Here is a 25,187-nt window from a genome sequence, read left to right on the forward strand (position 1 = left end):
GCGGCGCGGTGCGGTTGAAAAGCGTCGACGGTTCAAAGGGTTATCGCGTAACCATCTGATATGCTTAAGTTATTGTAATCGCTGGCGTTTCGGCTCATAACCTGATGGCCACATACTGCACGTTCCACTCCACCGGGAACAACTCCAGCAACTCTGCCATGCCCAGTTCGCACCCCCCTTCAACAATCGCCTCGACAATCCCCGGTGCCAACAGGGTCAACCGCATCACCCGGGTCATGTAACTCGGTGCGATCTTCTCATGCGCCGCCAGATCGCCGATCGTCGCGAACCCCCCGCTTTCCAGCATCCGCTTCCATCGAAACGCCCGTCCCAGCGCCTTGACCACCGTGCTGTCGGTGCATCTCGTCTTGTGGGCCGTCCCTTCCGGCAGGACCATTTCCTTGCGCCCGCCGCGTTTCACAAGTCGGAATGGAACCTGAACCGTGATCACGTCTGCTGGATGGACCTCGACCTTCATGCCACCTCCTTCGCCCGCATATCGCGGGCCAGCCCTGACAGGCCATCGACCCGCAGGCGGAGCGCCATGCCGTCGGTGCCGATGTCGATGCGTTCGACCAAGAGCCTGACAATGCGCGCCTGTTCGGCGGGGAAGAGTTCGTCCCACAGGGGATCAAGCTGGATAAGCGCCTCGCGGGCCTCGGCCTCATTGAACCCCACATCTTTCTCCCGCGCCGCCTTCAACGTGCCCGCGATGATTTCCGGTTGACGGAAGACTGCGCGCAATTGGCCGATGACTGCAGCCTCGACCTCCCCGGCGGACACCCGGCTGACCTCACAGGCGCCGGCGCCATGTTTCAGGACTGATTGGCTGACATAGTAGCGGTAGAGCCGCCCGCTCTTCTTCGTGTGGGTTGGCGAGAAGGCGGCGCCATCCGGGCCGTAGATCAGGCCCTTCAGCAAGGCCGGTGTTTCGGCGCGCGTGTTGGCGGCACGTTTGCGGGGACTTTCCGTCAGGATGGCATGGGCCTTGTGCCATATGGTCCGGTCGATGATCGCCGCATGTTCGCCGGGATAGCTGGTCCCCTTATGGACCGCCTCCCCGATGTAGACCCGGTTGTTCAGCATTCGGTAGATGAACTTCTTGTCGATGCGGTGGCCGCGGGCGGTGGTGACACCACGTGCCGCCAGTTCGCGCGCCAGTTCGGTGCCGGATCCGATCTCGATAAAGCGGGCAAAGACCCACCGGACGTGGGCGGCATCGGCAGGGTTTTCGACCAGCTTGCGGTTTTTCACCTCGTACCCCAGCGGCGGGCAACCACCCATCCACATGCCCTTCATCCGGCTGGCGCGGACCTTGTCCCGGATACGTTCGGCCGTCACTTCGCGCTCGAACTGGGCGAAGGACAAGAGGATGTTCAGCGTCAGCCGCCCCATAGAGGTGGTGGTGTTGAACGACTGCGTGACGCTGACAAAAGTCACGCCATTGCGGTCAAACACCTCGACCAGCTTAGAAAAATCCATGAGCGAGCGGCTAAGCCTGTCGATTTTGTAAACGACCACCACGTCGACCAGCCCATCCGCGATATCGGCCAGCAGCCGTTTCAGACCGGGGCGTTCCAGCGTGCCGCCTGAGATGCCGCCATCGTTGTACTGATCGCGGACCAGCACCCAGCCCTCGGACCGCTGACTGGCGATATAGGCCTCGCAGGCTTCGCGTTGGGCGTGCAGGCTGTTGAACTCCTGCTCCAACCCTTCCTCGCTAGATTTCCGAGTGTAGACCGCGCAGCGCAGCTTGCGCACCGGCTTGTCGGGTTTGACCAGTGCGTTCATGCCGCCCTCCGATGGTTTTTCAGCCCGAAAAACACCCAACCGTTCCAGCGCGTGCCGGTGATAGCGCGGGCGATGGCCGACAGCGACTGGTAGGGCCGGCCCTGCCATTCGAAACCGTCTTGCAGTACGGTGACGACCTGCTCGACGCCTTGCCAATCGCGGATGAGCCGCGTTCCAGCGATGGGCTTCAGATCCGCCCGGATGCGGCTCTTCTTGCGATCGCCACCATCCAGTTCCTCGCCAAGGGCCTCCAGCCGACGGATCGTCTCGGGCTTCAAGCCGCCATAGGCCAGTTCCTGAATGCGGTAGGCGAGGCGGCTTTCAAGGTACCGACGGTTGAACGGCGGCGGTTCGGTCGCGAAGAGGTCGCGCCACTGGGCCTTCAGGTCCGGCGTCGATGTGGTCTTCAGCGCGGCCAAACGCGCGGGGATATGATCGGTCGTCATGCGGATCTCCGGTGAGTTGCAGGGCGACTACCGCTCTGGTCGGGCGGGATGTGAAGCGAACTTTCTCCAGTGCGGTCAGAGAGTTGGCTTGCATTGCGTTGCTTCAGGCGGATCAGGCCGAAGGCCAGGATCTTGCACAGTTCCTCGCGGCGTTCGCGCGGTGACATCAGGTGGGCGGAAAGGGGATTGGGACCGGACATGGCAGACCTTTCGAGATCATCTGCCAGTCAAAGGCCAATCGGAGAGGGGAAATGGGACATGCCCGGAAAGAAATCCCTCCACCTGATTCCGTTTGAAAATCTGAGCCAGTTGCCGCAGCATTCACCGTCAGGTTGAAATTCTCCTAGAGCAGGATCGGGCATGGCGCGCAAACGAATTAACGATTTTCCACGGCTTAAGAAGGTCGTGGATCATGTGCCGACCGATTGGGTTATGATCCTCGTCAATCAGGCGAATTCCGCCCGACTTGAAGGACAGCCAAGCGACGTAGCCAACGTTCCGCCTCCTGCCGATCCGCGTGATCTTGCAACTGTCATTGAGGCGCTCCCAGTCCAGTACTTGAAGAACGCCGAACTGGTTGCCGCGTTTATTCTCGATCAGGCTGAAGCTGTGCCTGATAGGCTGGCAGAATTGATGGCGCCGGATGCTCTGTCTCACGAACAACTGGCCGACTGCCAGAATGGTCATGCTGAAATCGCGCGCAGCGCTTGGCGCTATCTCTTCGCTCGGTCGTTCTTCAACCGGGTGGACCGCACGCACCGACTTCGTAATTTCCGTGACGTCAAACGGCTCTTCGACACGTTCGGCCTGTCGGCGCCGCGCCCTTTTGCGGGAGACGGCTTTGACTCTGTGGCCCTGGCGCAGAAGCTCACAAAGGACCTTGATCTGTCGGAAGGCTGCGAAGTGACGGCATGGTTGGATCCATTGACGGAGGGCGAGCTTGCAAGGTGGGTCGTCGCGATTACTACCGCGGGTCAATTCACCAGCGTCAGGACCTATAAAAAAGATCGCGGTATAGATCAGCTCACCTACCTCCCGGCTCGGGAAATTGTACTCAGCTATACGCCCGCGACCGGTCTGATCGAAATCTGTTCGGAGGATAGATTGCTCCGGAAGCGGATCGCAGAAATATTTGCCGTCGACGTCCTCGGCGTCGATCTGAAGAGCGATCCCCTGAGCTGGAAGGTGTTCAGCCTCTGGCCTCTGCGCAATTCCTTGCACCTCGACGCACCGGCCCATCTCTGTGATCAGGTCAAGGAGGTGTCCGTTGTGGAATTTGGTATTTCGATGGGCACCAATGGCCAATTCCTGACCCTTAGAACCCGGGCAGGCAAGGAGGCGGAACAACTTGCGCCGCGCGTCTTGGGGGCTGCCAAAGGGTTGCCCGGTTCCGGCCGGATCACCCACGCCAAGATCCATATCGAATACGTGAAACAAGGCAACGGCAAGTTGTCGAGCTTTGGCATGACGGTTTCGGGCAAGAACAGCTGTTCCATCGCCAACCAGCGGGAACCGGAAAGGCGGAATATTGGCGAGGCGCTTCTCGCGCATTGGAAGATCATGGAGCGCTTCCGTGACCTGCGTCAGGAAGAATTTTCGATGCAGATCAGGCCACTGCTCAAACTTCTCGACCACGGGGCACTCGCCGACCGCGACACTTTGGGATATTTCGGTGCCAATATCGCGATGCTGTCTCAGGCGGCGCTGATCCGCCGCAAGGGTCTGGAGGACATCCGCCTAACCGAGGAAGATGGTCCCATACAGTCCGGCGAAATTGGTGTTCTTAGAGATGAGGGCACGCATGAGGTCAATGCTGCCGATGGAGCGCCCGCCGCAACAGTCCATGCGGATTTCGTCGAGCAATACGATATCGACGTCGAGCGCATCGTGCAGAAGTTGGCGGAGTTTCTCTCGCCCCTTCAGCGAACCGGGAAAATCTTCAGGGAGGCAGAGCGGATCTGGCGTCTCGGTCAAATTCTCGTCGATGGTCGCTCGGTTCCGGTCTGGCTTGCATCTGGGCTTGGCGACGTTGGGATCTGTGGTGCGGTCAACCGGCACCTGCGGGGGATGCCGAATCTGGTCAATGGCGTTGTGTTCGCCGCCGGAGATGCACCTTTCACGAGCCTTGCCACACATCCGGTCATCGCGCTCCAGTCCTGCTTGACAGATGATGACACCAGCCCTGAAATCGATCCTGCTGCAGTTGCGCAGAGCTATGCGCGTGAACTCGTTCAGGCAAAAGCGGGGGAAACCGTCGTTTTCAAGAAATGGAAGGCGGGACTCGCCCAACTGATCGTACCTGGTCAACGGGCATGGTTGGTGGACAGCGCCGCCAGGGTCACCATCGTCGAAAACCTGGTAACTGCCTTACGCGAAGGTGCGCCCGGTCTTTCGTTAGCTGATACCATGATGGGAACAAAAATGGCCCATCCACAAAATGCCTTTGGCAAAGAGTGGAAAGAAATCAACGGGAAGTACATACATTCCGCTGGCCGCGGCCTTTGGGCCATTGCGACATAGAAGCAGTGGCAACTGAGAACCAACTGAATTTGGGTCACTGACGCACTCAGATTCGCCATGACAATTCAATGGCTCCTCCAACGATAGGAGCCTTTCATGGCCAATTCGAACTTCCCCGTCCTGCCTCCCCGCTCCACCACTCCGAACCGTCCGGCACCGTCGGGTGCTGAGTGGCGCTGCCTTGAATGCGGCAAGCTGCTCGGCGTGCGCCGGGGCGGCAAACTGCAGGTGCGTGTTCACGGTCACGATTACCTTGTGACCCTGCCTGTCGAAGCGACCTGCCGCGGTTGCGGCACCTTCAACCGCACCTGACCATCCCGGGCGCCCCAGTGGCGCCCGTTTCGCTTTTGATCCCCTGAAACCCAGAGCCCCCGTGAGGCGCCAGACGCCCGGCCGAAAGGCTGGACATCATGCGCACCTCATGGTCCGCGTTCCATCTGCAATTCCTTGCCCTTTGCCATCGGCGCTCTTCCGAACTGCTCTTTGGGCAGATGCAGACGCGTCATGCAGTTTTGGCCGCGGCGCCCTGCATCGATGCGCTGTTGGAGCGGCAGCACAGCACGACCGACCCGTCGACGCAGCGCCATGCCGTCGTGCGCGCCCTTGCTGTAGAAGTGCAAGCCAGCGGCCCCGTCTCAGAGCTGGCGGCCGTCATCCTGATCCTCGCGCTTTGGCCCGGACTTGATGCTGTGCGGTATCGTCTTTGGCGCGATTGGCCGCTGGATCGTGATGATCTGGCCGATGATATCCTCGGGCATGTCGCGATCGGCGTTCGTCGCCTGGACCTTGCATCGGTGCAGAAAGTTGCCGCGACACTGATCATGAACACCGAACGCGATCTTCGGCGTGCTTATCTGGATCGAAAGGCACAGCGGCGCATCGAACTGCCGATGTTCGACAGCCTTGAGGTGGTCACGGCGCCCCTTCGCGACGACGACATCACGGACCGCGATGTATGGCGCAGCCGCCTGCTGCCCGTTCTGGGCCGCGATAGCGACCTTTTTTTGCGTATCATCACGCTGGGGGAAAATCAGGCCGAGGCCGCGTCCGCGCTTGGCCTGTCTCATGAGGCGGCGCGCAAGCGGCATCAACGCACGATGAAGAAACTCACCGCCATGCGAGATAATTCTTCCGACATGTCCCATTCCCCGCCACCGATTGGCCTTTGACCTGCAGATGCCCGCGAGTTCGGGCCTTGAAGGGGGCGAAACATGGACGATGAACCGAACTATCAAAAGTTGCCCGGCTACTACCGGGCCTGGGATCTGGCGCAAGTTGTTCTGGCCGGTCGCAAATACCGGATCGAGGATGTGGGCGTCATGGCCGACGGCGGGGCGCTGTTCGCCGTCTATGTCGCGCTTGCGCAGGCGCTGCACTGAATGGCAGGCCCTGATCCCCAATCCGCCATCCTGCCGTCCCGGCTGACCCGGGCGGAACTTGCCGTCTTTTGGCGGGTCAGCATCCGTACGATCGAGCGGCGCGAAGCATTGGGTGTTGGCCCGATGCCGATCCGCCTCGGCTGTCGTGTGCTTTACCGCCGCGAGGATGTGCTGGCCTGGGAAGACGGCCATCGAGCGACAGAAGGGGGCAATCATGACTGACGCGATAGTGGATCGCTCGGCGGCCCATTGCGAGCCCCAAAACGACGGCGCTGCCGCTGCCGGCCAACGGCCACAGGCATTATTTCCGACTGGCGTAGGGCAGAGCGAGACGCACGCGATCACGCTGAGCGATGGTCGCCTCAATTTGCATGCTTCGGTAGGACTGGACTACAGCACCATCACAGGTCGCGAGATTGCCGCCATGGTTCTGGCACCGCAGAGCGTGCCGAAATCTTCGGCGCGCTGGTTCATGTCGTCGAGTTATACTGGCTTCGACGCGCGCGATCATGCCGTCCAGCGCGAGCGTGGTTCGTTTTGGTGGTTCTGCATCGATGTCGACAAGAACAACATGGCGCTCAGCGATCTCCAGCAGGTGCTGGAGGCAGTCGTGCCAGGCGTTTCGCGGCTGATCTATGCCACCCGATCTTCGACTGAGGAAGCCCGGCGTTGGCGCGTCCTGATTCCGCTGAGCCAACCGTTGTCTGGGGCAGACTACAGTGAGATGGCGCTGGCATTCTTCGATTTGCTGGAGGAAGCCAGCGGCGGCACATGTGTACCTGACCGGAAACTGGCGCTCACTGGGCAGATCGTCTACCTGCCAAACCGGGGTGACCATTACGAGCAGGAGGTGTTCCGCGGCAAGCCGCTGAACCTCACGCAGGATCATCCAGTGACGCGCCGTTGCATGTATGAACGCGCGGCGGACGAAGAGGCCAGACGGGAAGTTGCTGCGCGACGCGCGCAGAAGGCATCGGAGCTTCCCAAGGTTGCCGAGGGCGCTACGCCAGTGCAACGGTTCAACGCCGCGAACAAGATTTCCGATCTCTTGCCACGGTATGGTTACGAGCGCCTCGGGCAAACCGATAGTTGGCGATCCCCGCACCAGACGAGCGGAACCTTTGCCACGCGCGATTACGGCGATTACTGGGTTAGTCTCAGCGGCAGCGACGCCAGCGCGGGGCTCGGTTCGCCGAGCAAGACTGGGGCTAGGTTTGGCGACAGTTTTGATCTCTACGTGGCCTTCGAGCATGCCGGAGTTTTCGAAGCCGCGGTGCGCGCCTATGGCGAAGAATGCGATCAACAGGATTTTGCCATGTCGGCCGCGCGGATCGCCGGGAGACAGACGGTACCGCGCACGTCAGATGACAGCGTCCGGCATCGCACCAATCCAGAGGGCTCTCTCTCATCATTCGGTGCAATAGGTCCAGATGGCACTACCGCAGGGCATCGCATCAGCCGGGCCCTTCCCACGCCTTTCGAGTGGGTGGAGCCTTCCCTTATTCCGCCACGCCCATGGCTCTACGGTCGGCATCTCTTGCGTCAGCAGGTCTCGGTGACCGTCGCACCCGGTGGCGTCGGCAAGTCGTCCAACAGCATCATCGAGGCGCTGGCGATGGCCTCCGGACGGCCGCTGGTCGGTGAATGGGTCCAGGGTCCCCTGCGCACCTGGGTCTACAATCTCGAGGACCCATCCGACGAACTGCGGCGCCGTGTTACCGCTGCGATGATCCACCACAATGTTACCGCGGATGCGCTGGGGGGGCGGCTCTTCATCGACAGCGGTCGGGACCGGCCGCTCTGCGCAGCAATGCAGGTACGAAACGGGACATTGGTCAACATCCCCGAACTCGATGCCATGACCGCCGAGATCATGGAGCGGGAGATCGATGTGCTGATCGTCGATCCATTCGTGTCGTCTCATCAGGTGAATGAGAACGACAATGGCGCCATCGACCTGGTTGCCAAGCAGTATTGGGCAGTTCTGGCCCAGCGTTGCAATTGCGCCGTCGAACTGGTGCACCACACGAGGAAACTGGGTGGGGAGGATGGCACCAGTGAGGCGGCCCGTGGCGCCTCCGCCCTGCTTGGTGCTGCGCGGAGTGGACGTGTGCTGAACCGCATGACGCCTGAGGATCGCGAGCGGGCGGGAATTGCTGGGTCGGACACATCGGTCTATTTTGCACTTGTGCGCGACAAGGCCAATCTCGCTCCACCTGGCAAGCGGGAATGGCGCCGCGTGGTATCAGTGGATCTGGGGAACGGCGACAGCGTCGGCGTTGTTGAAAGCTGGGACTGGCCCGATGACTTCGATGACATCTCTGTGCGCGACCTTCTTGCCGTGCAGAACGCGATCGAAGCCGCGCCGGAGCCGCTGCGGTATAGCGACCAGTCAACCTCTTGGGTTGGAGACGTCGTGGCCGAAGTGCTTGGCCTCAACGCCGCCAACGATCGGAAGCGGATCAAGCGCATGATCGAGGCCTGGCTGAAGAGCGGTGCCCTCATGAAGCGAGACGTCAAAGACGAAGCCCGCCGCAGCCGCCCCTGCATTGTGGTGGGCGAATGGGCAAAATGATTGCTCCACCCCTGTGTTGGAGAGGTGGAGCAGAGGTGGAGCGGGGTGGAGCAAAAACGTGGTGCTCCACCCCCCACCCCCTAAAGGGGGGGTGGTGGGGGTGTAGCGTGACACCACGTTGCTGGTGGGGTGGAGCAACAGCCCCCTGGTTTGCTGATTTAATCGAGCCGGAGTGCGAGCCTGGAGAACAAGCAAAGGTAAAGCGAAACCGCTGGCGAACGAAGCTTGGTACGGGCGGCAATTCCGCGCGTCTGATTTGTTGTGGACAACTCCGTCGACCGACGTCCGCCCCTCTTGCCCGACTCTTCTGAGGGTGGCAATGTTCCTGTATTGTTCTCATTAACCGCAGGAGGCACGGATGATGGCTGTGATCGACGAACTATCACCAGACGCTCTGCTGAGGGAAAACCGGGAGAAGAGGGTGTCAGCGGTCAAGGCTCTGGTTGAACTGGTCGAAGGAGCCCCGCCTGGTGAGCACCCCCGCGCGATCCCCGACGCTGCGGCTTGGGTGCATACCGCATTTTACACTTACCGGTCTGCCATGGCCGACAACGATGTTGACTTACCGCGTCTGGCCCGGATCGAGCACGACTTCATTGCCGCTCTGGTAGCTTTGAATTTTGATGATCAGAAGCGCCAGTTGCGCCGCGCTTTGCTTGCGATTTTGGCGTTCCCACAGACGCCGGGCTGAGAATATGGCGCAGCGCCGATATGTGGACGCAGATACTCCAAGACTGGCAACCCACGGCTAGCAGTGAGGGTCTCATCCGTGACAGCACAGAATGGCCGCCAGGAGCCCTTCTTGACGATTTTCTGGAATTCGGCCAGTGTCGGATTGCACTGTCGAAGGCGGTTGCCGCCGCCAGTTGAAGACCAAACTGATTGCAGCCCTTTGAAATAGTTCTTAGCGTGTGGTTATGCAGAGCAAGGCAAAACGCCCTTTGACTCCTGAAGGCGCAGAAGAACACTTCTATGTGGAGCCTGGTTGCTGCCTGCTTTGCGGAACTCCTGAATCAATCGCCCCTGAACTTTTCGAGACGGGAGAGATCGACTGCCGAGTAAAGCGTCAACCCATCACTGACGTCGAGGTCGATAAAGCAGTTAGGGCCATGTGGTCGAGTGAGGTTGACTGCATCCGTTATTCTGGCACCGATGAGGTAATCCTCAGCAGGCTTGGTCAAGCAGGAATGTCGGCTCAGGCCGATGATCCCAGAGCGGCCAACGCCGTCCCTCTGGCGCGGGATCGCGTCACATTTACTTTGCCGGGCGTTCTGAACGGACCTAGTGTCGCTGCAAAGGTCGCCGAGGAATTTCGCCGTAGTCAACGGCAAAAGGGAACGACAGTCCTTCCAGCGACCTTGGGCCGCACCACCGTCCGTCTATCTTGGTTTGAACGCAATTTTCATTCAGTCACCTTCGAATGCACGGAGGACGAAAAGACTATGACCGCAGTCCTCGGATCGAAGAATGCGCTGGTTGGCCTCGCCTGGCTGGTCGATGATTGGCTTAGGTCCAGCGGCGCAATGGCGATCAGTTGGCAGGCGAACGGAAATTCTGAGCGTAGAGGTGAACGTTCTACCCCGATCTAATCAAGTCGTGAATGACCGCTATGCAACGCGCTTGCGCCAAAGCGGCCAGTCCCCGCCTTTCAAAGTATCGGCCGTTCATTCACTGTCGATATTGGGCGGTTTGCACGCATAGCCGACATCGGACGGCAAGATTGGTTCCCGTGAGCCCGAACGACCGCTCCGAGCCCTTTGCTCCCTCACGGCCTACCGGTAATCTCGGCAGACATTGCCGTTGCTGTCTATTTTTAATATCCAAACCCTAAATCTGAGCTCTTCCTGATAGTATTTTTCCGTATAGAATGAAAAGAGTCCAGTTGGGGGTAGATATTGCACACCGAAGGTGGGTATCTGGCATCCCGGCGGTATTGAGTCAAGGTGCATGCAGAGTTTGTATTGGTAGGGCCCCCAGCCGCCTGCAGTCTTACAAAAATCGCCCAACGGAGCAATCCTGATCGGGTGGGGAGTTTCACTGATGAAACCCTCAATCAAGCGATTGTTTGCGAGAATGGAACGCTCTAAAATAAATAGGTAAGTCTTATCTGCCGCAAACGCCAAAGCCAACAGAACAAGATACCTTCTTCTCATGCTCACCTATCTTCCGGTTTTTGCGCTTTAGGCGCTTTCACGGCCAAGCAGCGACCAATCCCAATACTGATAAACAGCAGAGCTGCCCTCACCGTTGACCCTAGCAACCAGACCTTGCAAAGGGAAGAGGCACCCACATCCCAGACTAGCGGCTTCAGCGACCGAAGGGTGCCGGGGCCTTCACAGCGACCCTGCCCAAGTCAAAACATGACAAGCGCACTTGGGAACATCCGAATGCCCACTTCGTCCGCATAGGCGACATCGGACGGCAAGATTGGCTCCCGTGAGCCCGAACGACCGCTCCGAGCCGCAAAGCTGCCATTGACTCATACCGGAGGGCTGTATTTTTTAATGTCAGAGGGATAGCAATGATGGTTGATCGAGTCCCTCGTGATTGTGCTGCTCAGCTTCTTTGGCAAAACTTTCTGCCGTTAACGCCTGCTGCGCAAGCCCGTTAGGAGAGGCGATGAGTGCAATTTACGAATCGGCTGTGCTGGACAATTGGGGCGGGCAGACCGATGGTGCGCATGATCTGGGCCACCTGCGCCGGGTCTGGGCCAACTGCCAACTCATTGCGGCATCCGAGCCCGCCGATCTGCAGGTGCTGGAGGCTGCGGCCTTCTTTCATGACCTAGTGAATCTGGCTAAAATCTCGCCCAACCGCGCGCAGGCCTCCACCCTTTCGGCCAAGAAGGCGGTAGAATGGCTCGCTGCGCAGGCTTTTCCGACCGACAAGCTGGAGGCCGTGGCCCATGCCATCGCCGCCCACAGCTTTTCGGCAGGGATCGTCCCTGTGACACTGGAAGCGAAGATCCTGCAGGATGCAGACCGTCTGGAGGCGTTGGGCGCCATCGGCATAGCCCGAATGTTTCATGTGGCCGGCGCCACCGGAGCACTGCTGTTCGATGCCGATGACCCGATGGCCCAAAACCGCGCGCTGGACGACCGGCGCTTTTCGCTCGATCATCTTGAGACCAAGTTGTTCACGCTCGCCCAAACCATGCAGACCGCCACAGGGCGGCGATTGGCAGAGGAGCGCACTGTTTGGATGAAGGATTTTCGCGACCGTCTGCTGGCGGAAATCTTTAGAAAGGGTGGCGGAGATTGATCCGTCCCCTGTTATAGAAAATGGCTTTCACAGCAGACCTTCGAGTTCGGATCAGAAACCCATGGACAGAACCAGTGGGTCAAAAACGGTCGTATCGGTCAGGGACAGAAACGTATGTGTTTGGGTCGGTCATGCGCTCGAGGCAACGTCCGCTTCGTCCGCATAGCCGCCATTTAGCCCTCACGTACGACGAACGCCGACCTGGGCGATGCGGATGTTAGGTTGGACGCATCGACATCTTTGTCGCTCCGTGTCGCTTCGTGTCATTTAATGTCGTGGGGACAATGTGTTAGCTTGGTGATATACTGCCCGTGCGGCCAGATTGGCCCGTGCGGAGGCGTATATGGACGGCGGACAGCAACTGGCAATCACCTACCGCCCGATCGGCGATCTGATCCCCTATGCCCGCAATGCCCGGACGCATGACGAGGGCCAGGTGGCGCTGATTGCGGGCTCGATCCGGGAGTTCGGCTTTACCAATCCGGTGCTGGTCGATGGGGCGAATGGCATCATCGCCGGGCATGGCCGGGTGATGGCGGCGCGCAAGCTGGGGCTTGGATCTGTGCCGGTGATCGAACTGTCGCATCTGAGCGAGGCGCAGAAGCGGGCCTATGTGCTGGCGGACAACAAGCTCGGCGAGCGGGCAGGTTGGGATCTGGAGATGCTGGCGCTGGAGGTCGGGGATCTGCAGAGCCTTGGCATCGACATGCTGGATCTCGGATTTACCGGCAGGGAGTTGGACGATCTGCTGCGGGAAGCCGGTAGCGATCCGCGTGAGGACGAAGTCCCGCCTGTGCCCGAGGTTCCGGTGGCAAGGGCGGGGGATCTCTGGCTCTTGGGGTCGCACCGGCTGATCTGCGGGGATGCCGCCGAGGCGGCAGCTGTCTCCGCGTTGAATGGGGCGATCGTCCCGCATCTGATGGTGACCGATCCGCCTTACGGCGTGGAGTATGATCCGGCCTGGCGCAACAAGGCGGGGGCGTCGGAGACCAAACGCGTGGGCAAGGTGCTGAACGACGACCGGGCGGACTGGCGCGAGGCCTGGGCTTTGTTTCCCGGTGAGGTGGCCTATGTCTGGCACGGGGCGCTCCATGCGGCGAAGGTGGCCGAAAGCCTTGAAGACTCGGGCTTCAGCATCCGAAGCCAGATCATCTGGGCCAAGGAAAGGCTGGTTCTCAGCCGGGGCCATTACCACTGGCAGCATGAGCCCTGCTGGTATGCAGTGCGCGACGAGGGCACGGGGCATTGGTCGGGTGACCGCAAGCAGACCACGCTGTGGTCGATCCCGAGTGGCGAGCAGGACAGCGCCACGGTCCATGGCACGCAAAAGCCGGTGGAATGCATGCGTCGTCCGATCCTGAACAACTCGAGCCCAGGGCAGGTGGTCTACGAACCTTTCCTCGGATCGGGCACCACGCTGATTGCGGCGGAAACCACCGGACGGATCTGCCATGCCATCGAATTGAACCCGGCCTATGTCGATGTCGCGATCCAGCGCTGGCAGGCCTTTACCGGGCAGGAGGCGCGGCTGTCCGGCAGCGATGCGACCTTTGCAGAGGTCAGCGCAGAGCGCGCGGCAGAGGAGGTGGCGTGATGGCCCGTCTGCCCATGGAACTCACACTGGCGCAGAAGGCTGAGGTTGAAACCCTCGCGGCCGTTCTGACCACCGAGCAGATCTCCGACTACTTCGGCATCGGTCGCCGCACCTTCTATGCGATGATGGAGCGGGATGAAGAGATCGCAGCACGGTATAAAAAAGGCAAAGCCCGGGCGATCGGAGCCATCGCCCAGGGGCTGATTGCCAAGGCGCGGGGCGGCGATACCACTTCGATGATCGTCGAGACAGAGGCGCTGAAGCCGACCAACGACGGAACCTGACGGTGGGGGGGCGGTCAATCTCTGGGGCGATTGGCCAAGGGACCGGCGGGGTCCTGCGCCTGAGACACCCGCGAAATTGGCAACGGGGTATCCCCGGGTCCGAGACGGACAGATGAGAGAAAGGACAGGCGCCGATGCGCGGACGTATCCCGAAGCCCACCGCCGTCAAGATCCTTGAAGGTAATCCCGGCAAGCGGGCGATCAATCACGCCGAACCGATGTTGCCCGAGGATGTGCCGGACTGCCCCGGCCATCTGGAGGGTGAAGCCCGCGTTGAGTGGTTCCGCCTCGTCCTGCCGCTGCATGAGTCCGGCGTCCTGATGACCGTGGATCGGGGCGCGCTTGCGGCCTACTGTCAGGCGTGGAGCCGCTGGGTGGATGCGGAGGAAAAGCTGAAGACAACGCCGATCCTGATGAAAACCCCCTCGGGCTATATCCAGCAAAATCCCTGGCTCGGCATCGCCAACAAGCAGATGGAACTCATGGGACGCTACATGTCCGAACTCGGCATCACGCCTGCCTCGCGCAGCAGGGTGGTGACGGCGGGTGGAATGAGTGCGCGTCCGCACGGGGGAAACACGATCGAAGCCAGGGCAGCAGCGCCGGTCCTCACGAGATTGGAACTGGCGCGGCGCGTGGCGTTCCTGCTGAGCTGTGGCATGGAGGAGCTGTCCGACGCCGAGACCATGGCTCGTGGCGCAGGCCGAATAGCAACCGGTTTGCCATGAGAGGTCGCATCCCAAAGCCGACAGCGGTCAAGATTTTGGACGGCAACCCGGGCAAGCGGCGGATCAACGGGCGCGAACCGAAGCCGCCCGCAAGCGTGCCGGATTGCCCGGACTACCTCGCCCCCGAAGCCCAGGCGGAATGGGCGCGGCTCGCCGGGATTCTCAACCAGATCGGGCTTCTGACCCAAGTCGACCGCACACTGATGGCGGCCTATTGCCAAACCTATGCGCGCTGGGTCGAGGCCGAACGCAAGCTGGCGGAAACGCCGCTGATCTTGCGCACCCCTGCCGGCTACGTCCAGCAATCGCCCTGGCTGTCGATCAGCAACAAGCAGCTCGAGTTGATGGCGAAATACATGACCGAACTGGGTCTGACACCGGCATCGCGTTCGCGGCTGGCGATCCAGGTGAACGACCGGCCGAAACCTTGGGAGTTCGGCGGGCCCACGCGGATCGTCATCGAGCCACAGTTCGTCCGCCCGACGCCGAGGCCCGAGTGGGACGACGATCTGCGCGCAAGGGAGCTCGGCACGTCTTCCGAAGATTCCACACAGTAAATCAACGCCTTGGACTACACTGACCACCCCTTTCGGATGTACACAACTGCGCAACGAACGTTAGGCAGTTATGAACACCGGGGAGTGTCAGGCCAATGGCGCAGAAGTTCATTGCTTATGAGCGGGTCTCGACGGCCCGGCAGGGCGCCAGCGGGCTCGGGCTAGAGGCGCAACGCCAGTCGATCGACAAGTTCGCCAATTCCCGGGGCGCAGAAGTCCTGGCACGGTTTACCGAAGTCGAGAGTGGCAAGAACCCCAACCGCCCCGAGTTGACCAAAGCCATCCAACTGGCGCGGCTGACCGGCGCCACCCTTGTCATCGCCAAGCTTGACCGGCTCAGCCGCAATGCCGCGTTCCTGCTCACACTGCGCGACAGCGGTGTCCACTTCCTGGCCGTTGATATGCCGGAGGCCAACGACCTGACCGTGGGCATCATGGCCCTCGTGGCTCAGGCCGAACGCGAGGCGATCTCCCGCCGCACCAAGGAGGCCCTCGCAGTGGCCAAGGCACGCGGAGTGAAGTTGGGCAACCCGAATGGAGCAGAGGCGCTCAGACGCGCTGGAAAGGGCGCTGTGGCCCTCAGGGAGGTGGTCTCGACTAATGCGGATAACTTCGCGGCAGAACTGACGTCGGTGCTGGCGAACATCCAGGCGCAGGGGCATATCACGCTCCGGGCCATGGCAGTGGAACTGAACCGACGGGGAATCCGGACAAGGCGCGGTGGGCAGTGGCAGGTGTCGAATGTGACGAATCTTCTGAAGCGGCTAGCGTAGTAAGCGCGCTCGCAAAGGGCGGAAAGCAGGCTTGCGCCGGTTTGATACCGCGTCAGCCGAATATCTTGAGAGCCGCCGGTTGCATTTGGGGCATCTGGCCTGTGCAAACACAGGCAACCGGAATGTCCGTCAATCCCCACATTTCGCGGCGGGCGAATGGCTACCGGCTTTCGGCGGCATCAACCGTCCGCCCGGTCCGCGATCAGCCTAATCCGCTTCGCGATTTCTTCGGGCGACAGGATGAAGTCGATGCAGCCGCTTTCTATTGCGCTCTGCGGCATATCAGGCTGAACGGCTGTTTCGAGCTTCTGAGCAATCGTGATGCCCCCAACATCTTTGATACCACATAACGCGGCTGCCCCATCACCATCGTATCCCGAAACGATGACCGCGACCAGTTGGCCGGTCCAGTTCTCCGTAAGCGAGCGCAGGAAGACAGTGATGACATCGGGCCACCCCCTCGGCTTCGAGATCGGTCTCAGGCGAAACTCCCCGTTCAGGACGTGGAGGTCACGTTTTTCCGGAATAATGAACACACAATTCGGGCGAACGTCCAATCGGTCTGATATCAGCTCCACCGGCATTGGCGTGTAGCGTGGCAGAATTTCGTGCAACAACGTAGACACGGTTCGCAGGTGATTTACGATAACAATTGCGACGCCCAGATCGGCTGGCAGATTTTTCAAAAGCCGCGTGTAGGCGTCAAGTCCGCCAGCAGATCCGCCGACACAAACGATCGGGAAATTCTTCATAGAATACACCTTTCGTACCTTATCTTCAAAAAGGAGCACATTAAGAGATACTATAATGCCCCACTAGGCTGACGTTGTCCGTTCGGCAATGCGTCGGCAAGCCTGAATGACAAGTCTGGGGAGCCACACTGCGGCACGGAAGTGGTCTCGAAGGGCGGCTTTGGGCTGAAACCGACATCCGATGCCCACGCTGGGGTCATACCCGAGGCCAACGACCTGACCGTCGGCATCATGGCACTTCGTGGCGCACTAAGGAGGCCCTGGCCGTGGCCAAGGCGCGCGGTGTGCAGCTGGGCAACACGAGCAGGGGCCGAGACGGTCCAACTCGCTGGAAAGGGTGCTGTGGCGCTCAGGTGGGCGGTTACCGCCAATGCGGATAGATTCGCAGAGAGGCTGGCGCCGACGCTGGTGGATATCCGTGCTGGTGGACATCTTACGCTTAGAGCCTTGGCAGCCGAACTCTATCGGCGAGGGATGCAGACGAGTTGGGGTAGGCAGTGGCAGGTGTTGAATGTCCGAAACCTCATTGAGAGGCTGAGATAGGCAGAATAAACGACTCCCGTTACGGGAAAGACCCGCCTCGCGGCACGGCAAGCGATCAGGGGCGGCGGACGGAATTTCGGCCATCAATGATCTTGTGGATCAGGAGCGCTACTTCTTTGTGCATCGGCGCGCGACCGTCGTCATGCGGAACGTTTTCATGGGTCGTTGCTGCGTCCTTCAGAATGCCCATGATCTTCTTTTCTGGAATGATGTCGAGGTCATTGAGTGCCAGCATCAGGGACTCACAGATGGTGAGCGCGGCATTTCCGGCGATGTCATGGGGTTCTGTCATTTGCGTGCGAGTTTCCTTTGTGTGATCCGCCCTCTCGACAGGCGATATGCACCAGACTAGCACGTCATAACCAATCGGAGCTGCTTTGGAGCAGTGTTTCATCGCCGTCGACATGCCCGAGGCCAATGACCTGACCGTGGGCATCATGGGCCTCGTGGCTCAAGCCGAACGCGAGGCGATCTCCCGCCGCACCAAGGAGGCCCTGGCCGTGGCCAAGGCGCGCGGAGTGATGCTCGGCAACCCCAATGGTGCAGAGGCCCTCAAACGCGCTGGGAAGGGCGCTGTGGCCCTCAGGGAGGCGGTCTCGGCCAATGCCGAGGCCTTAGCAAAAGGGCTAGCCCCGGGTGCTGGAGGACATCCGGGCGCAGGGGCAAGTCACGCTACGCGCAATGGCAGCCGAATTGAACCGGTGTGGCTCGCCACCAGAGTTGGCACAGTTTGACACCAGAGTTGGCAGCAGCGGGGTTTTGGCGGAGATACCGGAAACCGAACCCGTAACGATCAGATGAAAAACTTCAGTTGTTTAGACAGTCGTAGCCGGTCGTTCAGTGCAATCTGAGCCCCAGGCCGCTTCTGACCGCCGTCCTGACGGAGAACGTCGATCTCGCGTCCATCTGACAATTTGCGAAGGGTCTCAGCCATGTCCGCATTAGTGGCGGCCGTCCTATTGCCAATCGTGCTGACCAACTCCTGAAAACTAACTGGCCCGGCACCACCGATCTCGGCAACCTGCTTAGGAAGCTCGCCGAGGAGCGCCACAATCATGTTACCGCGATCCGTGTCAGAAAACTGAAAGAGGGTGTCGGCGGCCTCAAGTCGCGCATCATATCCAAGTTCAAACAGGCTATACGTTAAGTTCACAGTGGCGCAGAACAAGACAAACATGCTACTGATTACCAGATCGATGCTGCGGACACTCTGTGTTCCAGGCCGATCCTGCCGAGTGATGACTCGCTTCGCGAGTTTTCGGCCGACGAGGGCCATAGATGCCAACCAAATCCAAAAGCTATGTCGAAGCGCCGAGCACACTCGCGGTTGTGCTCCTCTCGAACGAGCCGCTGCTGTTCCTTTCGGCGGATCTGCAGATCATCGCAGCCAGCCTCTCGTTCTGCAAAACCTTTGACATTGATCCTGCGACGATCGTTGGCAAAAGCATCAGCACGCTTGGACATGGCGAATGGGCGATGCCGCGGTTGGCCTCGTTGCTGAAGGCAACGGCCGCAGGCAGCGCAAAGATCGACGCCTATGAGATCGACCTGAAGCGGCCCGATCAGAAGACGCGACACCTGGTGGTCAACGCCCAGCTTCTTGATGACGGCGTGAAGGATCACATCCGGTTGTTGCTGGCCGTCACGGACGTGACCGACGCSCGGGAGGCCGCCCGGCWCMGGGATGATYTGCTGAACGAGAARGAGGTCTTGATCCAGGAAGTGCARCACCGCGTTGCCAACAGCCTGCAGATCATCGCCAGCGTGCTGATGCAAAGCGCCCGGCGGGTGCAATCCGACGAGGCCCGYGGCCAYATCCAGAACGCCCATCACCGCGTGATGTCGATTGCGGCCGTCCAGAAGCARCTTTCCACGTCGAAGGGCGGCAAGGTGCTCTTGAAAGCCTACCTGACCCTGCTTTGCGAAAGYCTTGGGGCATCGATGATTGCGGACGACGACCGGCWWTCCATCGYCGTTGARGTCGACGACAGTTCGGTGGAAGCCGACRTYTCYGTSAGYCTKGGGCTGATCGTSACGGAATTGGTGATCAACGCGCTGAAACATGCCTTCCCSGATCAGCCCAAGGGCAAGATCACGGTCTCCTACGCGTCCGAAGGYCGGGAYTGGACGCTCAAGATCGCGGATGACGGCATTGGGATGCCAACCGGCCATGCCGCACCGAAAGCCGGCCTGGGCACCGGCATTGTCGAGGCGCTGACCAAGAACATTCAGGGCAAACTCGAAGTCACGGACGCAAAACCGGGCACCGCCGTCACCATCAGGCACCGGGGGCAAGTTGTTGTCCCGACTGCCGCATAGGTCTCATGTGCATCCGGATCGTTTCACCCCTGGGGTTCACAGAAATCCCGTTTCAGATATTCGAGTAACTGATGAAAAACGGTAGAGCCGTCGTGCTGGTGGTTGACGACATCGCGATCATTCGGATGGGCGCCGTCGATCTTGTGCAATCGGCAGGCTATATCGCGCTGGAAGCCCAGGGGGCCGACGAGGCCATCCAGATCCTGGAATCGCGAGACGACATTGATCTGGTGTTCACCGATGTTCAGATGCCGGGGACGATGGACGGTATCAAACTGGCGCATTACATCCGCAACCGATGGCCGCCCGTGAAGTTGATCGTCGCATCCGGCCGGGCCATCCTGGAAGAGAGCAGCCTTCCGACGGGCAGCCATTACTTCGCCAAACCCTACTCTGATCACGCCATCATCGACGCGATGGCGCGTTTGCTGAAGGCTGACGGTCCTGCTTGAACGCTCCGAGGGCTTGACCTCCCCCCTGCGATCGCAAGCGGGGCATGGGTTACCCAAGCTGGATACGAGGATTCGGGTCCGGTCTTCCGCTCCACTTTCCAATTCAGCCTCGATGCGGTAGCAAGCCTCAATCAACCTGAGGAGACGAAGATGAACAAGGATATCAAACGGATCGGCGTCGGCGCCCGCATGTCCGAGGCGGTCTGCTACAATGGCATCGTCTGGGTCGCAGGCCAGGTCGGCAAGCCCGGCGAGAGCGTCGCGGATCAGACCCGCACCTGCCTCGCCGAAGTTGACCGCATCCTCGCCGAAGCCGGCACCGACAAGACCCGCATCCTGTCGACCCAGATCTGGCTGGCCGACATGGCGACCTTTGGCGAGATGAATGCGGTTTGGGATCAATGGGTTCCGGCAGGCAACACCCCGGCGCGCGCCACCGGTGAGGCGAAGCTGGCCACGCCGGCTTACCTGGTCGAGGTTATCGTGACCGCGGCGCTGAAGTAATCCAATTTCGGCTCCAGCAAGATTGGCCGCCTGTTCGGGGGGTGTTGGTGAAAACCTGCCCCGCCTCCGGACAGGCGGCCTTTGCTTTGGGTCGAAGGTGACAGGCGACAGGTCCGTGAGACCCCTTGCCGCAATGCAGCGCGGGGCGGCACACCGGCAGGGTCGTTGAAATCACTTATGCCAGAGAGTCCCGGATCTCGGACCCGTCCATAATGAAGCGCTTGTGTTTTGTCACATTCTCGAACGGCAGGGTGAAATCCGTCGTTTCGATTTCCAGAAAGCTCGCGAGGTCTTGCATCCGACCGGTTTCAATATCGAAACGCAGGAAATTCGCTTCACCCTGGAATTGCGCCATGACGGCCGCCTCATGGTCGATGAATTCCTGACGCCATTCCGTGGCCCATTCCTGCCAGGTCAGCTTGCGGCGATAGAAAAGGTTCATGTATTCGACATAGCGCCCGTACAGGTGGTTGAGCCGGCTGAGCACCCAGTGATCCATATCCCGCATGTTGAGGACAAATTTGGCGTCCGGATACCAGCGCAGGAAGTCGCGCCATTCGGACTGTACAATGCCGAAGTCTAGCCAGGCCGAATGGTCGGCAAGCCCTTTAAGGGGCGCCTGCTCGAAGGCGAGGTTCAAGATGATCTCGTTTTCAAGCAAGGCGTTGACGCTTTTGCCGCCATGAACCGAGCGAACGCCATGCAGCGTAAGCCAGCGATGCAGACTGGATGTGCCGCATTTGTTGTAACCAATGAAGAAAGACGTCACAGGCAAGTCCATCCCATATAGGTTCGGCGGCTGCCTAGCGCCTTTTCCGGCCCGACGCAATGTTGCCTCGGGAAGCTTGCAAAACATATGGCCGGGGCAGGTTGCGCGCCCCCTGCCCCCGCTGCGAGATCTGAAGACCGATCAGAGGCTTCAGGCTTTGAGATAGGCCACCAGCGCGGCGGTGGAACCGTCTTTACCGGCGGTGCTTTCACGGCCTTCGAGGATCGGTTGCAGGGCAAGGGCAAGTTCCTTGCCAAGCTCGACGCCCCATTGGTCATAGGAATTGATGCCGAGGATGACGCCCTCGACGAAGACCCGGTGTTCGTAAAGCGCGATGATTTGGCCGAGCGTGAAGGGGGTCAGTTGCGGATAGGCCAGCGTGGTCGTGGGTCGGTTGCCGGGGAAGACGCGGTGGCGGGCCTGGCGGTCAAGCTCGGCCCCGGTCAGGCCCTTCTTGGCCATGATCGCGGTGGCCTCGGCCAAAGAGCGGCCTTTCAGGAGCGCCTCGGACTGCGCGAGGCAGTTCGACACCAGAAGCAGGTGCTGATGGGCAAGGTCGGGCTCATGGCCCTGGCGCGCCACGAGGAACTCGCACGGCACGACGCGGGTGCCCTGGTGGATCAGCTGGTAGAAGGCGTGCTGGCCGTTGGTGCCGGGCTCGCCCCAGACCACCGGGCCGGAGTTGTAGGGAAGATCGGCGCCATCCATCGAGACGCGCTTGCCGTTCGATTCCATCTCCAGCTGCTGCAGATAGGCCGGCAGGCGCGACAGGCGTTGGTCATAGGGCAGAACGGCGCGGGTGGCATAGCCGCAGATCTGGTTGTGCCAGATCCCGACCAGGGCCAGCAGAACCGGCATGTTCTGCGCGAAGGGCTTGGTCAGGAAATGCTGGTCCATAGCACGTCCGCCGGCGAGGAACTGGTCAAACGCGTCGGGGCCGACCGACAGCATGATGCCAAGGCCAATCGGCCCCCACATCGAATAGCGCCCGCCGACCCAATCCTCAAAGCCGAAAACCCGAGCGGGATCAATGCCATAGGCGGAGGTCTTCTCGGCCGCGGTGGAGACCGCACAGAACTGCGCCGCCGGATTGGCGACCTTTGCCGCCATCCAGCGCTTGGCGGTGTCGGCATTGGTCATCGTCTCGATCGTGGTGAAGGTCTTGGAGGCCACGATCACCAGCGTGGTTTCCGGGTTCAGCCCTTTCAGCGTGTCGGCGATATGGGCGCCGTCGACGTTGGAGACGTAGTGCAGCTTCGGCCCGTCACCCCAGGGCGACAGGGCGATGGTCGCCATGGCCGGCCCGAGGTCGGAGCCGCCGATGCCGATGTTGACCACATCGGTGATCTGGCCGCCCTGCCCTTTGAATGCGCCGGACCTGACATCGTTCACGAAAGCCGCCATCCGGGCACGGGTCGCGCGCACTTCCGGCATCACGTCCTTTCCATCGACCAGCACCACGGCATCGTCGCCAGCGCGGAGCGCGGTGTGCAACACCGCCCGCCCCTCGGTCTCGTTGATCTTCTCGCCCGAGAACATCGCCAGCCGCTTGCGGGCGAGGCCAGAGGTTTCGGCCAGATCCAGCAGCAGGTCCAGCGCGCCGGCGTCGATGTTGGTCTTGGAGAAGTCGAGGAGCATCTCCCCCGCCATCACCGAGAACCCGGCGGCGCGGTCGGTGTCGAAAAGGTCGAGGATCTTGCGGTCGGCCACCTTGGCGTGGTGGGCTTTCAGGGCTGCAAAGGGATCAGACATGGCTTACTCCGCCCAATGGACTGTGGCTTGGTCAAGAAGGGCGCGAACCGGCGCCTCGGTGGGGGTCAGGGTCTGGGCGCGCTCCAGGGCGGCGCGCTTGTCCGGACCGGTGATCAGGATATGGACGTGTTTGGCGGCCTGCAGGACAGGGGCGGTCAGGGTGATGCGCGGCTCGCCCGCGGCTTCGGCGCGCAGGGCCATCAGGATGGGGGCATCGGGCGAAAGCGCCTCGGCCAGCTTGTCGGCGCCGGGGAAGAGGGAAGCCGTGTGCATGTCAGCGCCCATGCCGAGCAGAAGCACGGTGATCGGCAGATGGGGCGTGATCCCCTTGGCAAGCTCCGCCAGCTTGTCCTCGGGCTGCGGCGCCTCGGCGTAAAGCGGCACGAGGGTGGCAGCGGCAGCCTTGCCGCAGAGCAGGCGTTCGCGCAGGAGCCGCGTGTTGGAGCGCGGGCTGTCTTCGCCGACCCAGCGTTCATCGTTCAGAAGGACGGCAACGCGCGACCAGTCGAGATCCGCCCCGGTCAGCGCATCAAACACCGGGCCGGGCGTGGTGCCGCCCGGCACCGAGAGCGTCGCGGGGCCCGAGGTCAGGGCCGCGCGCAGTTCTTCGGCGATGGTGCCGGCCAGGCCCGCCATCAGGGCGTCGCGGCTGGGGTAGGTCTGCAGGATCATCCCTTGATCTCGCGCCAGCGGCGGCCATCCTTGTGGAGCAGCATCAGCGCATCTTCGGGGCCCGAGGAGCCGGGATCATAGCCCTGCGGTTTGTCGCCGCGCCCTTCCCAGCCCTGGATGATCGGGTCGGTCCAGGCCCAGGCGGCCTCGACCTCATCGCCGCGCATGAAGAGGGTCTGGTTGCCGCGGATCACATCCATGATCAGCCGCTCATAGGCGTCCGGCACATCCTCGGCATCCTCGCCCAGGGCATCGGCGAAGGTCATGTCCAGAGGCACCTGCATCAGGCGCATGCCACCGGGGCCGGGCTCCTTGATCATCACCATCAGGTTCATGCCCTCGTTCGGCTGCAACCGGATCACGAGGACGTTTTCCTTCCAGCCTTTCGCATCGTCAAAGATCGAATGCGGCGGTTCCTTGAAGGTGATCGCAATCTCGGAATAGCGCCCGCGCAGCCGTTTGCCGGTGCGCAGATAGAAGGGCGTGCCCTTCCAGCGCCAGTTGGCAATCCCGACCTTCATCGCGATGTAGCTTTCGGTGGTCGAGTTCGGATCCTCGGAATGTTCGACGTAGCTGCCCTCGCCCTTGCCGGCAAGATATTGACCGCGCACGATATCCGTCGCCTTCACCGGCTCCAGCGCGCGGATGACCTTCACCTTTTCGTCGCGCACCGCGTCGGGGTCGAAGTGGTAGGGCGGCTCCATCGCGATGAGGCAAAGAAGCTGCATCATGTGGTTCTGCACCATGTCGCGCATCGCACCCGAGGTGTTGTAATAGGCGCCGCGCCCCTCGACACCGACCGTCTCGGCCACGGTGATCTGGACATGGTCGATATACTGCGCCTTCCAGATCGGCTCGAACAGGATATTGGCGAAACGCACCGCCATCAGGTTCTGCACCGTCTCCTTGCCGAGGTAATGGTCGATCCGGTAGATCTGCGCCTCGTTGAAATATTTGGCGAGGATCGCGTTCAGCGCCCGGGCCGAGGCGAGGTCGCGGCCGAAGGGCTTTTCCACCACGACCCGGCTCCAGGCGTCGGTGATGCCATGGGCGTGGAGGTGTTCGGCCAGATCCCCGAACAGGGCCGGTGCGACCGAGAAATAGAAGGCGCGCACCACGTTTTCACGCATCGTGGCCTTCAGCTTCTTCCAGCCGCCCTGCTCTTTCGCGTCAACGGCGATATAATCGACCCGCGCAAGGAAGGCCGCAATGACCGCCTCGTCCTGACGATCCTTCGGCACGAATTCGATCAGCGAATCGTGGATCAGCTTGCGGAACTGCTCGTCGGTGTTCTGGGCGCGCGCGGCCCCGATGATCCGGCTGTCGGCATTCATCTGGCCGGCCATGAAGCGGCGATAGAGGCCGGGGAAGATCTTGCGGCGGGCAAGATCGCCCGTGCCGCCAAAGATCACGAGGTCGAATGTATCAACCGGAATGACACGGGAAACCATGAAGAGACCTCGCTTCCTTGACGCTCTGTTAGCGCTAACGCAGAGGTTTTACCTCCCCTGATGGC

General features: G+C 61.0%; 28 protein-coding genes. 18 read left to right on the forward strand and 10 right to left on the reverse strand.

Annotated elements, in window-relative coordinates:
* Positions 1–94 precede the first annotated feature (94 nt).
* From AC1DVR_RS12890 to AC1DVR_RS12900, 3 genes are read right to left on the reverse strand one after another with little or no spacing between them, the layout of a single operon-like run.
* Positions 95–478, reverse strand: a complete 384-nt coding sequence (locus tag AC1DVR_RS12890) for a hypothetical protein (protein ID WP_478000982.1) — start codon at positions 476–478, stop codon at positions 95–97.
* Positions 475–1,791, reverse strand: a complete 1,317-nt coding sequence (locus tag AC1DVR_RS12895; RefSeq protein WP_478000983.1) for a recombinase family protein — start codon at positions 1,789–1,791, stop codon at positions 475–477. The genes AC1DVR_RS12890 and AC1DVR_RS12895 overlap by 4 nt, the downstream gene beginning before the upstream one ends.
* On the reverse strand, positions 1,788–2,237 hold the full coding sequence (locus AC1DVR_RS12900; RefSeq protein WP_478000984.1) for a DUF2924 domain-containing protein: 450 nt from the start codon (positions 2,235–2,237) through the stop codon (positions 1,788–1,790). The genes AC1DVR_RS12895 and AC1DVR_RS12900 overlap by 4 nt, the downstream gene beginning before the upstream one ends.
* 360 nt (positions 2,238–2,597) lie before the next feature.
* Here AC1DVR_RS12900 and AC1DVR_RS12905 point away from each other — a divergent pair, with 360 nt between their 5' ends.
* The 14 genes from AC1DVR_RS12905 to AC1DVR_RS12970 all read left to right on the forward strand — a co-directional run bounded on the left by AC1DVR_RS12905 (position 2,598) and on the right by AC1DVR_RS12970 (position 15,908).
* Positions 2,598–4,757: a hypothetical protein gene (locus AC1DVR_RS12905; RefSeq protein WP_478000985.1), complete on the forward strand. Its 2,160-nt coding sequence runs from the start codon at positions 2,598–2,600 to the stop codon at positions 4,755–4,757.
* Positions 4,758–4,853: 96 nt separating this feature from the next.
* Positions 4,854–5,069: a hypothetical protein gene (locus AC1DVR_RS12910; protein ID WP_478000986.1), complete on the forward strand. Its 216-nt coding sequence runs from the start codon at positions 4,854–4,856 to the stop codon at positions 5,067–5,069.
* 98 nt (positions 5,070–5,167) lie between these two features.
* Entirely contained in the window at positions 5,168–5,926 is a 759-nt protein-coding gene (locus AC1DVR_RS12915) for a sigma-70 RNA polymerase sigma factor region 4 domain-containing protein (RefSeq protein WP_478000987.1), read from the forward strand.
* A 42-nt stretch (positions 5,927–5,968) separates the two neighbouring features.
* Positions 5,969–6,136 (forward strand): hypothetical protein, encoded by a 168-nt coding sequence (locus tag AC1DVR_RS12920; protein ID WP_478000988.1) that lies wholly within the window; start codon positions 5,969–5,971, stop codon positions 6,134–6,136.
* Entirely contained in the window at positions 6,137–6,358 is a 222-nt protein-coding gene (locus AC1DVR_RS12925) for a helix-turn-helix transcriptional regulator (protein ID WP_478000989.1), read from the forward strand.
* Positions 6,351–8,711, forward strand: coding sequence for an AAA family ATPase (locus AC1DVR_RS12930; RefSeq protein WP_478000990.1), 2,361 nt, complete (start codon positions 6,351–6,353; stop codon positions 8,709–8,711). The genes AC1DVR_RS12925 and AC1DVR_RS12930 overlap by 8 nt, the downstream gene beginning before the upstream one ends.
* Before the next feature lie 358 nt (positions 8,712–9,069).
* Complete coding sequence (locus AC1DVR_RS12935) at positions 9,070–9,402, forward strand: hypothetical protein (protein ID WP_478000991.1); 333 nt, start codon at positions 9,070–9,072, stop codon at positions 9,400–9,402.
* Positions 9,403–9,628: 226 nt separating this feature from the next.
* Positions 9,629–10,300, forward strand: coding sequence for a ferredoxin (locus AC1DVR_RS12940; RefSeq protein WP_478000992.1), 672 nt, complete (start codon positions 9,629–9,631; stop codon positions 10,298–10,300).
* Between the two features lie 976 nt (positions 10,301–11,276).
* Entirely contained in the window at positions 11,277–11,972 is a 696-nt protein-coding gene (locus AC1DVR_RS12945) for an HD domain-containing protein (protein WP_478000993.1), read from the forward strand.
* 343 nt (positions 11,973–12,315) lie between these two features.
* Positions 12,316–13,566, forward strand: a complete 1,251-nt coding sequence (locus AC1DVR_RS12950; protein ID WP_478000994.1) for a site-specific DNA-methyltransferase — start codon at positions 12,316–12,318, stop codon at positions 13,564–13,566.
* A complete protein-coding gene (locus AC1DVR_RS12955) occupies positions 13,566–13,850 on the forward strand; it encodes a hypothetical protein (protein WP_478000995.1) in 285 nt (94 codons plus the stop codon). Before AC1DVR_RS12950 ends, AC1DVR_RS12955 begins: the two co-directional genes overlap by 1 nt.
* Positions 13,851–13,984: 134 nt before the next feature.
* Complete coding sequence (locus AC1DVR_RS12960) at positions 13,985–14,578, forward strand: phage terminase small subunit P27 family (protein WP_478000996.1); 594 nt, start codon at positions 13,985–13,987, stop codon at positions 14,576–14,578.
* Positions 14,575–15,135: a phage terminase small subunit P27 family gene (locus AC1DVR_RS12965; RefSeq protein WP_478000997.1), complete on the forward strand. Its 561-nt coding sequence runs from the start codon at positions 14,575–14,577 to the stop codon at positions 15,133–15,135. Before AC1DVR_RS12960 ends, AC1DVR_RS12965 begins: the two co-directional genes overlap by 4 nt.
* Before the next feature lie 95 nt (positions 15,136–15,230).
* Complete coding sequence (locus AC1DVR_RS12970) at positions 15,231–15,908, forward strand: recombinase family protein (protein ID WP_478000998.1); 678 nt, start codon at positions 15,231–15,233, stop codon at positions 15,906–15,908.
* 179 nt (positions 15,909–16,087) lie between these two features.
* Here the strand turns inward: AC1DVR_RS12970 and AC1DVR_RS12975 are convergent, their stop codons facing one another.
* On the reverse strand, positions 16,088–16,660 hold the full coding sequence (locus AC1DVR_RS12975; RefSeq protein WP_478000999.1) for a chemotaxis protein CheB: 573 nt from the start codon (positions 16,658–16,660) through the stop codon (positions 16,088–16,090).
* A gap of 598 nt (positions 16,661–17,258) precedes the next feature.
* Positions 17,259–17,495: a hypothetical protein gene (locus AC1DVR_RS12980; protein ID WP_478001000.1), complete on the reverse strand. Its 237-nt coding sequence runs from the start codon at positions 17,493–17,495 to the stop codon at positions 17,259–17,261.
* An 85-nt stretch (positions 17,496–17,580) separates the two neighbouring features.
* On the opposite strand from AC1DVR_RS12980, the gene AC1DVR_RS12985 reads away from it, so the two are divergent.
* The gene (locus tag AC1DVR_RS12985) at positions 17,581–17,937 is read left to right on the forward strand and encodes a recombinase family protein (RefSeq protein ID WP_478001001.1); all 357 of its coding nucleotides are present in this window, start codon (positions 17,581–17,583) and stop codon (positions 17,935–17,937) included.
* A 59-nt stretch (positions 17,938–17,996) separates the two neighbouring features.
* Here AC1DVR_RS12985 and AC1DVR_RS12990 read toward each other — a convergent pair whose 3' ends face one another.
* A complete protein-coding gene (locus AC1DVR_RS12990; protein WP_478001002.1) occupies positions 17,997–18,479 on the reverse strand; it encodes a hypothetical protein in 483 nt (160 codons plus the stop codon).
* 53 nt (positions 18,480–18,532) lie between these two features.
* On the opposite strand from AC1DVR_RS12990, the gene AC1DVR_RS12995 reads away from it, so the two are divergent.
* From AC1DVR_RS12995 to AC1DVR_RS13005, 3 genes are all read left to right on the forward strand, one after another.
* Positions 18,533–19,522 carry a sensor histidine kinase gene (locus AC1DVR_RS12995; protein ID WP_478001003.1) on the forward strand — a complete coding sequence of 330 codons (990 nt, stop codon included), beginning with the start codon at positions 18,533–18,535 and terminating at the stop codon, positions 19,520–19,522.
* Between the two features lie 71 nt (positions 19,523–19,593).
* Positions 19,594–19,974: a response regulator gene (locus AC1DVR_RS13000; RefSeq protein ID WP_478001004.1), complete on the forward strand. Its 381-nt coding sequence runs from the start codon at positions 19,594–19,596 to the stop codon at positions 19,972–19,974.
* Between the two features lie 150 nt (positions 19,975–20,124).
* Positions 20,125–20,478 carry a RidA family protein gene (locus AC1DVR_RS13005; RefSeq protein ID WP_478001005.1) on the forward strand — a complete coding sequence of 118 codons (354 nt, stop codon included), beginning with the start codon at positions 20,125–20,127 and terminating at the stop codon, positions 20,476–20,478.
* A gap of 175 nt (positions 20,479–20,653) precedes the next feature.
* Here AC1DVR_RS13005 and AC1DVR_RS13010 read toward each other — a convergent pair whose 3' ends face one another.
* The 4 genes from AC1DVR_RS13010 to zwf form a co-directional block, all read right to left on the reverse strand.
* Positions 20,654–21,247: a sulfotransferase gene (locus AC1DVR_RS13010; protein ID WP_478001006.1), complete on the reverse strand. Its 594-nt coding sequence runs from the start codon at positions 21,245–21,247 to the stop codon at positions 20,654–20,656.
* Positions 21,248–21,397: 150 nt separating this feature from the next.
* Positions 21,398–22,999 (reverse strand): glucose-6-phosphate isomerase, encoded by a 1,602-nt coding sequence (gene pgi, locus AC1DVR_RS13015; protein WP_478001007.1) that lies wholly within the window; start codon positions 22,997–22,999, stop codon positions 21,398–21,400.
* Positions 23,000–23,002: 3 nt separating this feature from the next.
* Positions 23,003–23,671 (reverse strand): 6-phosphogluconolactonase, encoded by a 669-nt coding sequence (gene pgl, locus AC1DVR_RS13020; RefSeq protein ID WP_478001008.1) that lies wholly within the window; start codon positions 23,669–23,671, stop codon positions 23,003–23,005.
* Positions 23,668–25,122: a glucose-6-phosphate dehydrogenase gene (gene zwf, locus AC1DVR_RS13025; RefSeq protein WP_478001009.1), complete on the reverse strand. Its 1,455-nt coding sequence runs from the start codon at positions 25,120–25,122 to the stop codon at positions 23,668–23,670. The genes pgl and zwf overlap by 4 nt, the downstream gene beginning before the upstream one ends.
* Positions 25,123–25,187 lie beyond the last annotated feature (65 nt).

This window comes from Rhodobacter sp. P2_H5 (assembly GCF_056403335.1).

Coding starts and splice junctions, on each gene's coding strand:
- AC1DVR_RS12940 (WP_478000992.1), top strand. CDS start 9,629: ATGCAGAGCAAGGCAAAACGCCCTTTGACTCCTGAAGGCGCAGAAGAA.
- AC1DVR_RS12905 (WP_478000985.1), top strand. CDS start 2,598: ATGGCGCGCAAACGAATTAACGATTTTCCACGGCTTAAGAAGGTCGTG.
- zwf (WP_478001009.1), bottom strand. CDS start 25,122: ATGGTTTCCCGTGTCATTCCGGTTGATACATTCGACCTCGTGATCTTT.
- AC1DVR_RS12935 (WP_478000991.1), top strand. CDS start 9,070: ATGATGGCTGTGATCGACGAACTATCACCAGACGCTCTGCTGAGGGAA.
- AC1DVR_RS12900 (WP_478000984.1), bottom strand. CDS start 2,237: ATGACGACCGATCATATCCCCGCGCGTTTGGCCGCGCTGAAGACCACA.
- AC1DVR_RS12925 (WP_478000989.1), top strand. CDS start 6,137: ATGGCAGGCCCTGATCCCCAATCCGCCATCCTGCCGTCCCGGCTGACC.
- AC1DVR_RS12965 (WP_478000997.1), top strand. CDS start 14,575: ATGAGAGGTCGCATCCCAAAGCCGACAGCGGTCAAGATTTTGGACGGC.
- pgi (WP_478001007.1), bottom strand. CDS start 22,999: ATGTCTGATCCCTTTGCAGCCCTGAAAGCCCACCACGCCAAGGTGGCC.
- AC1DVR_RS13005 (WP_478001005.1), top strand. CDS start 20,125: ATGAACAAGGATATCAAACGGATCGGCGTCGGCGCCCGCATGTCCGAG.
- AC1DVR_RS12950 (WP_478000994.1), top strand. CDS start 12,316: ATGGACGGCGGACAGCAACTGGCAATCACCTACCGCCCGATCGGCGAT.
- AC1DVR_RS12980 (WP_478001000.1), bottom strand. CDS start 17,495: ATGACAGAACCCCATGACATCGCCGGAAATGCCGCGCTCACCATCTGT.
- AC1DVR_RS12975 (WP_478000999.1), bottom strand. CDS start 16,660: ATGAAGAATTTCCCGATCGTTTGTGTCGGCGGATCTGCTGGCGGACTT.
- AC1DVR_RS12955 (WP_478000995.1), top strand. CDS start 13,566: ATGGCCCGTCTGCCCATGGAACTCACACTGGCGCAGAAGGCTGAGGTT.
- AC1DVR_RS12920 (WP_478000988.1), top strand. CDS start 5,969: ATGGACGATGAACCGAACTATCAAAAGTTGCCCGGCTACTACCGGGCC.
- AC1DVR_RS13000 (WP_478001004.1), top strand. CDS start 19,594: ATGAAAAACGGTAGAGCCGTCGTGCTGGTGGTTGACGACATCGCGATC.
- AC1DVR_RS12990 (WP_478001002.1), bottom strand. CDS start 18,479: ATGGCCCTCGTCGGCCGAAAACTCGCGAAGCGAGTCATCACTCGGCAG.
- AC1DVR_RS12960 (WP_478000996.1), top strand. CDS start 13,985: ATGCGCGGACGTATCCCGAAGCCCACCGCCGTCAAGATCCTTGAAGGT.
- AC1DVR_RS12930 (WP_478000990.1), top strand. CDS start 6,351: ATGACTGACGCGATAGTGGATCGCTCGGCGGCCCATTGCGAGCCCCAA.
- AC1DVR_RS12910 (WP_478000986.1), top strand. CDS start 4,854: ATGGCCAATTCGAACTTCCCCGTCCTGCCTCCCCGCTCCACCACTCCG.
- AC1DVR_RS12970 (WP_478000998.1), top strand. CDS start 15,231: ATGGCGCAGAAGTTCATTGCTTATGAGCGGGTCTCGACGGCCCGGCAG.
- pgl (WP_478001008.1), bottom strand. CDS start 23,671: ATGATCCTGCAGACCTACCCCAGCCGCGACGCCCTGATGGCGGGCCTG.
- AC1DVR_RS12890 (WP_478000982.1), bottom strand. CDS start 478: ATGAAGGTCGAGGTCCATCCAGCAGACGTGATCACGGTTCAGGTTCCA.
- AC1DVR_RS12895 (WP_478000983.1), bottom strand. CDS start 1,791: ATGAACGCACTGGTCAAACCCGACAAGCCGGTGCGCAAGCTGCGCTGC.
- AC1DVR_RS12915 (WP_478000987.1), top strand. CDS start 5,168: ATGCGCACCTCATGGTCCGCGTTCCATCTGCAATTCCTTGCCCTTTGC.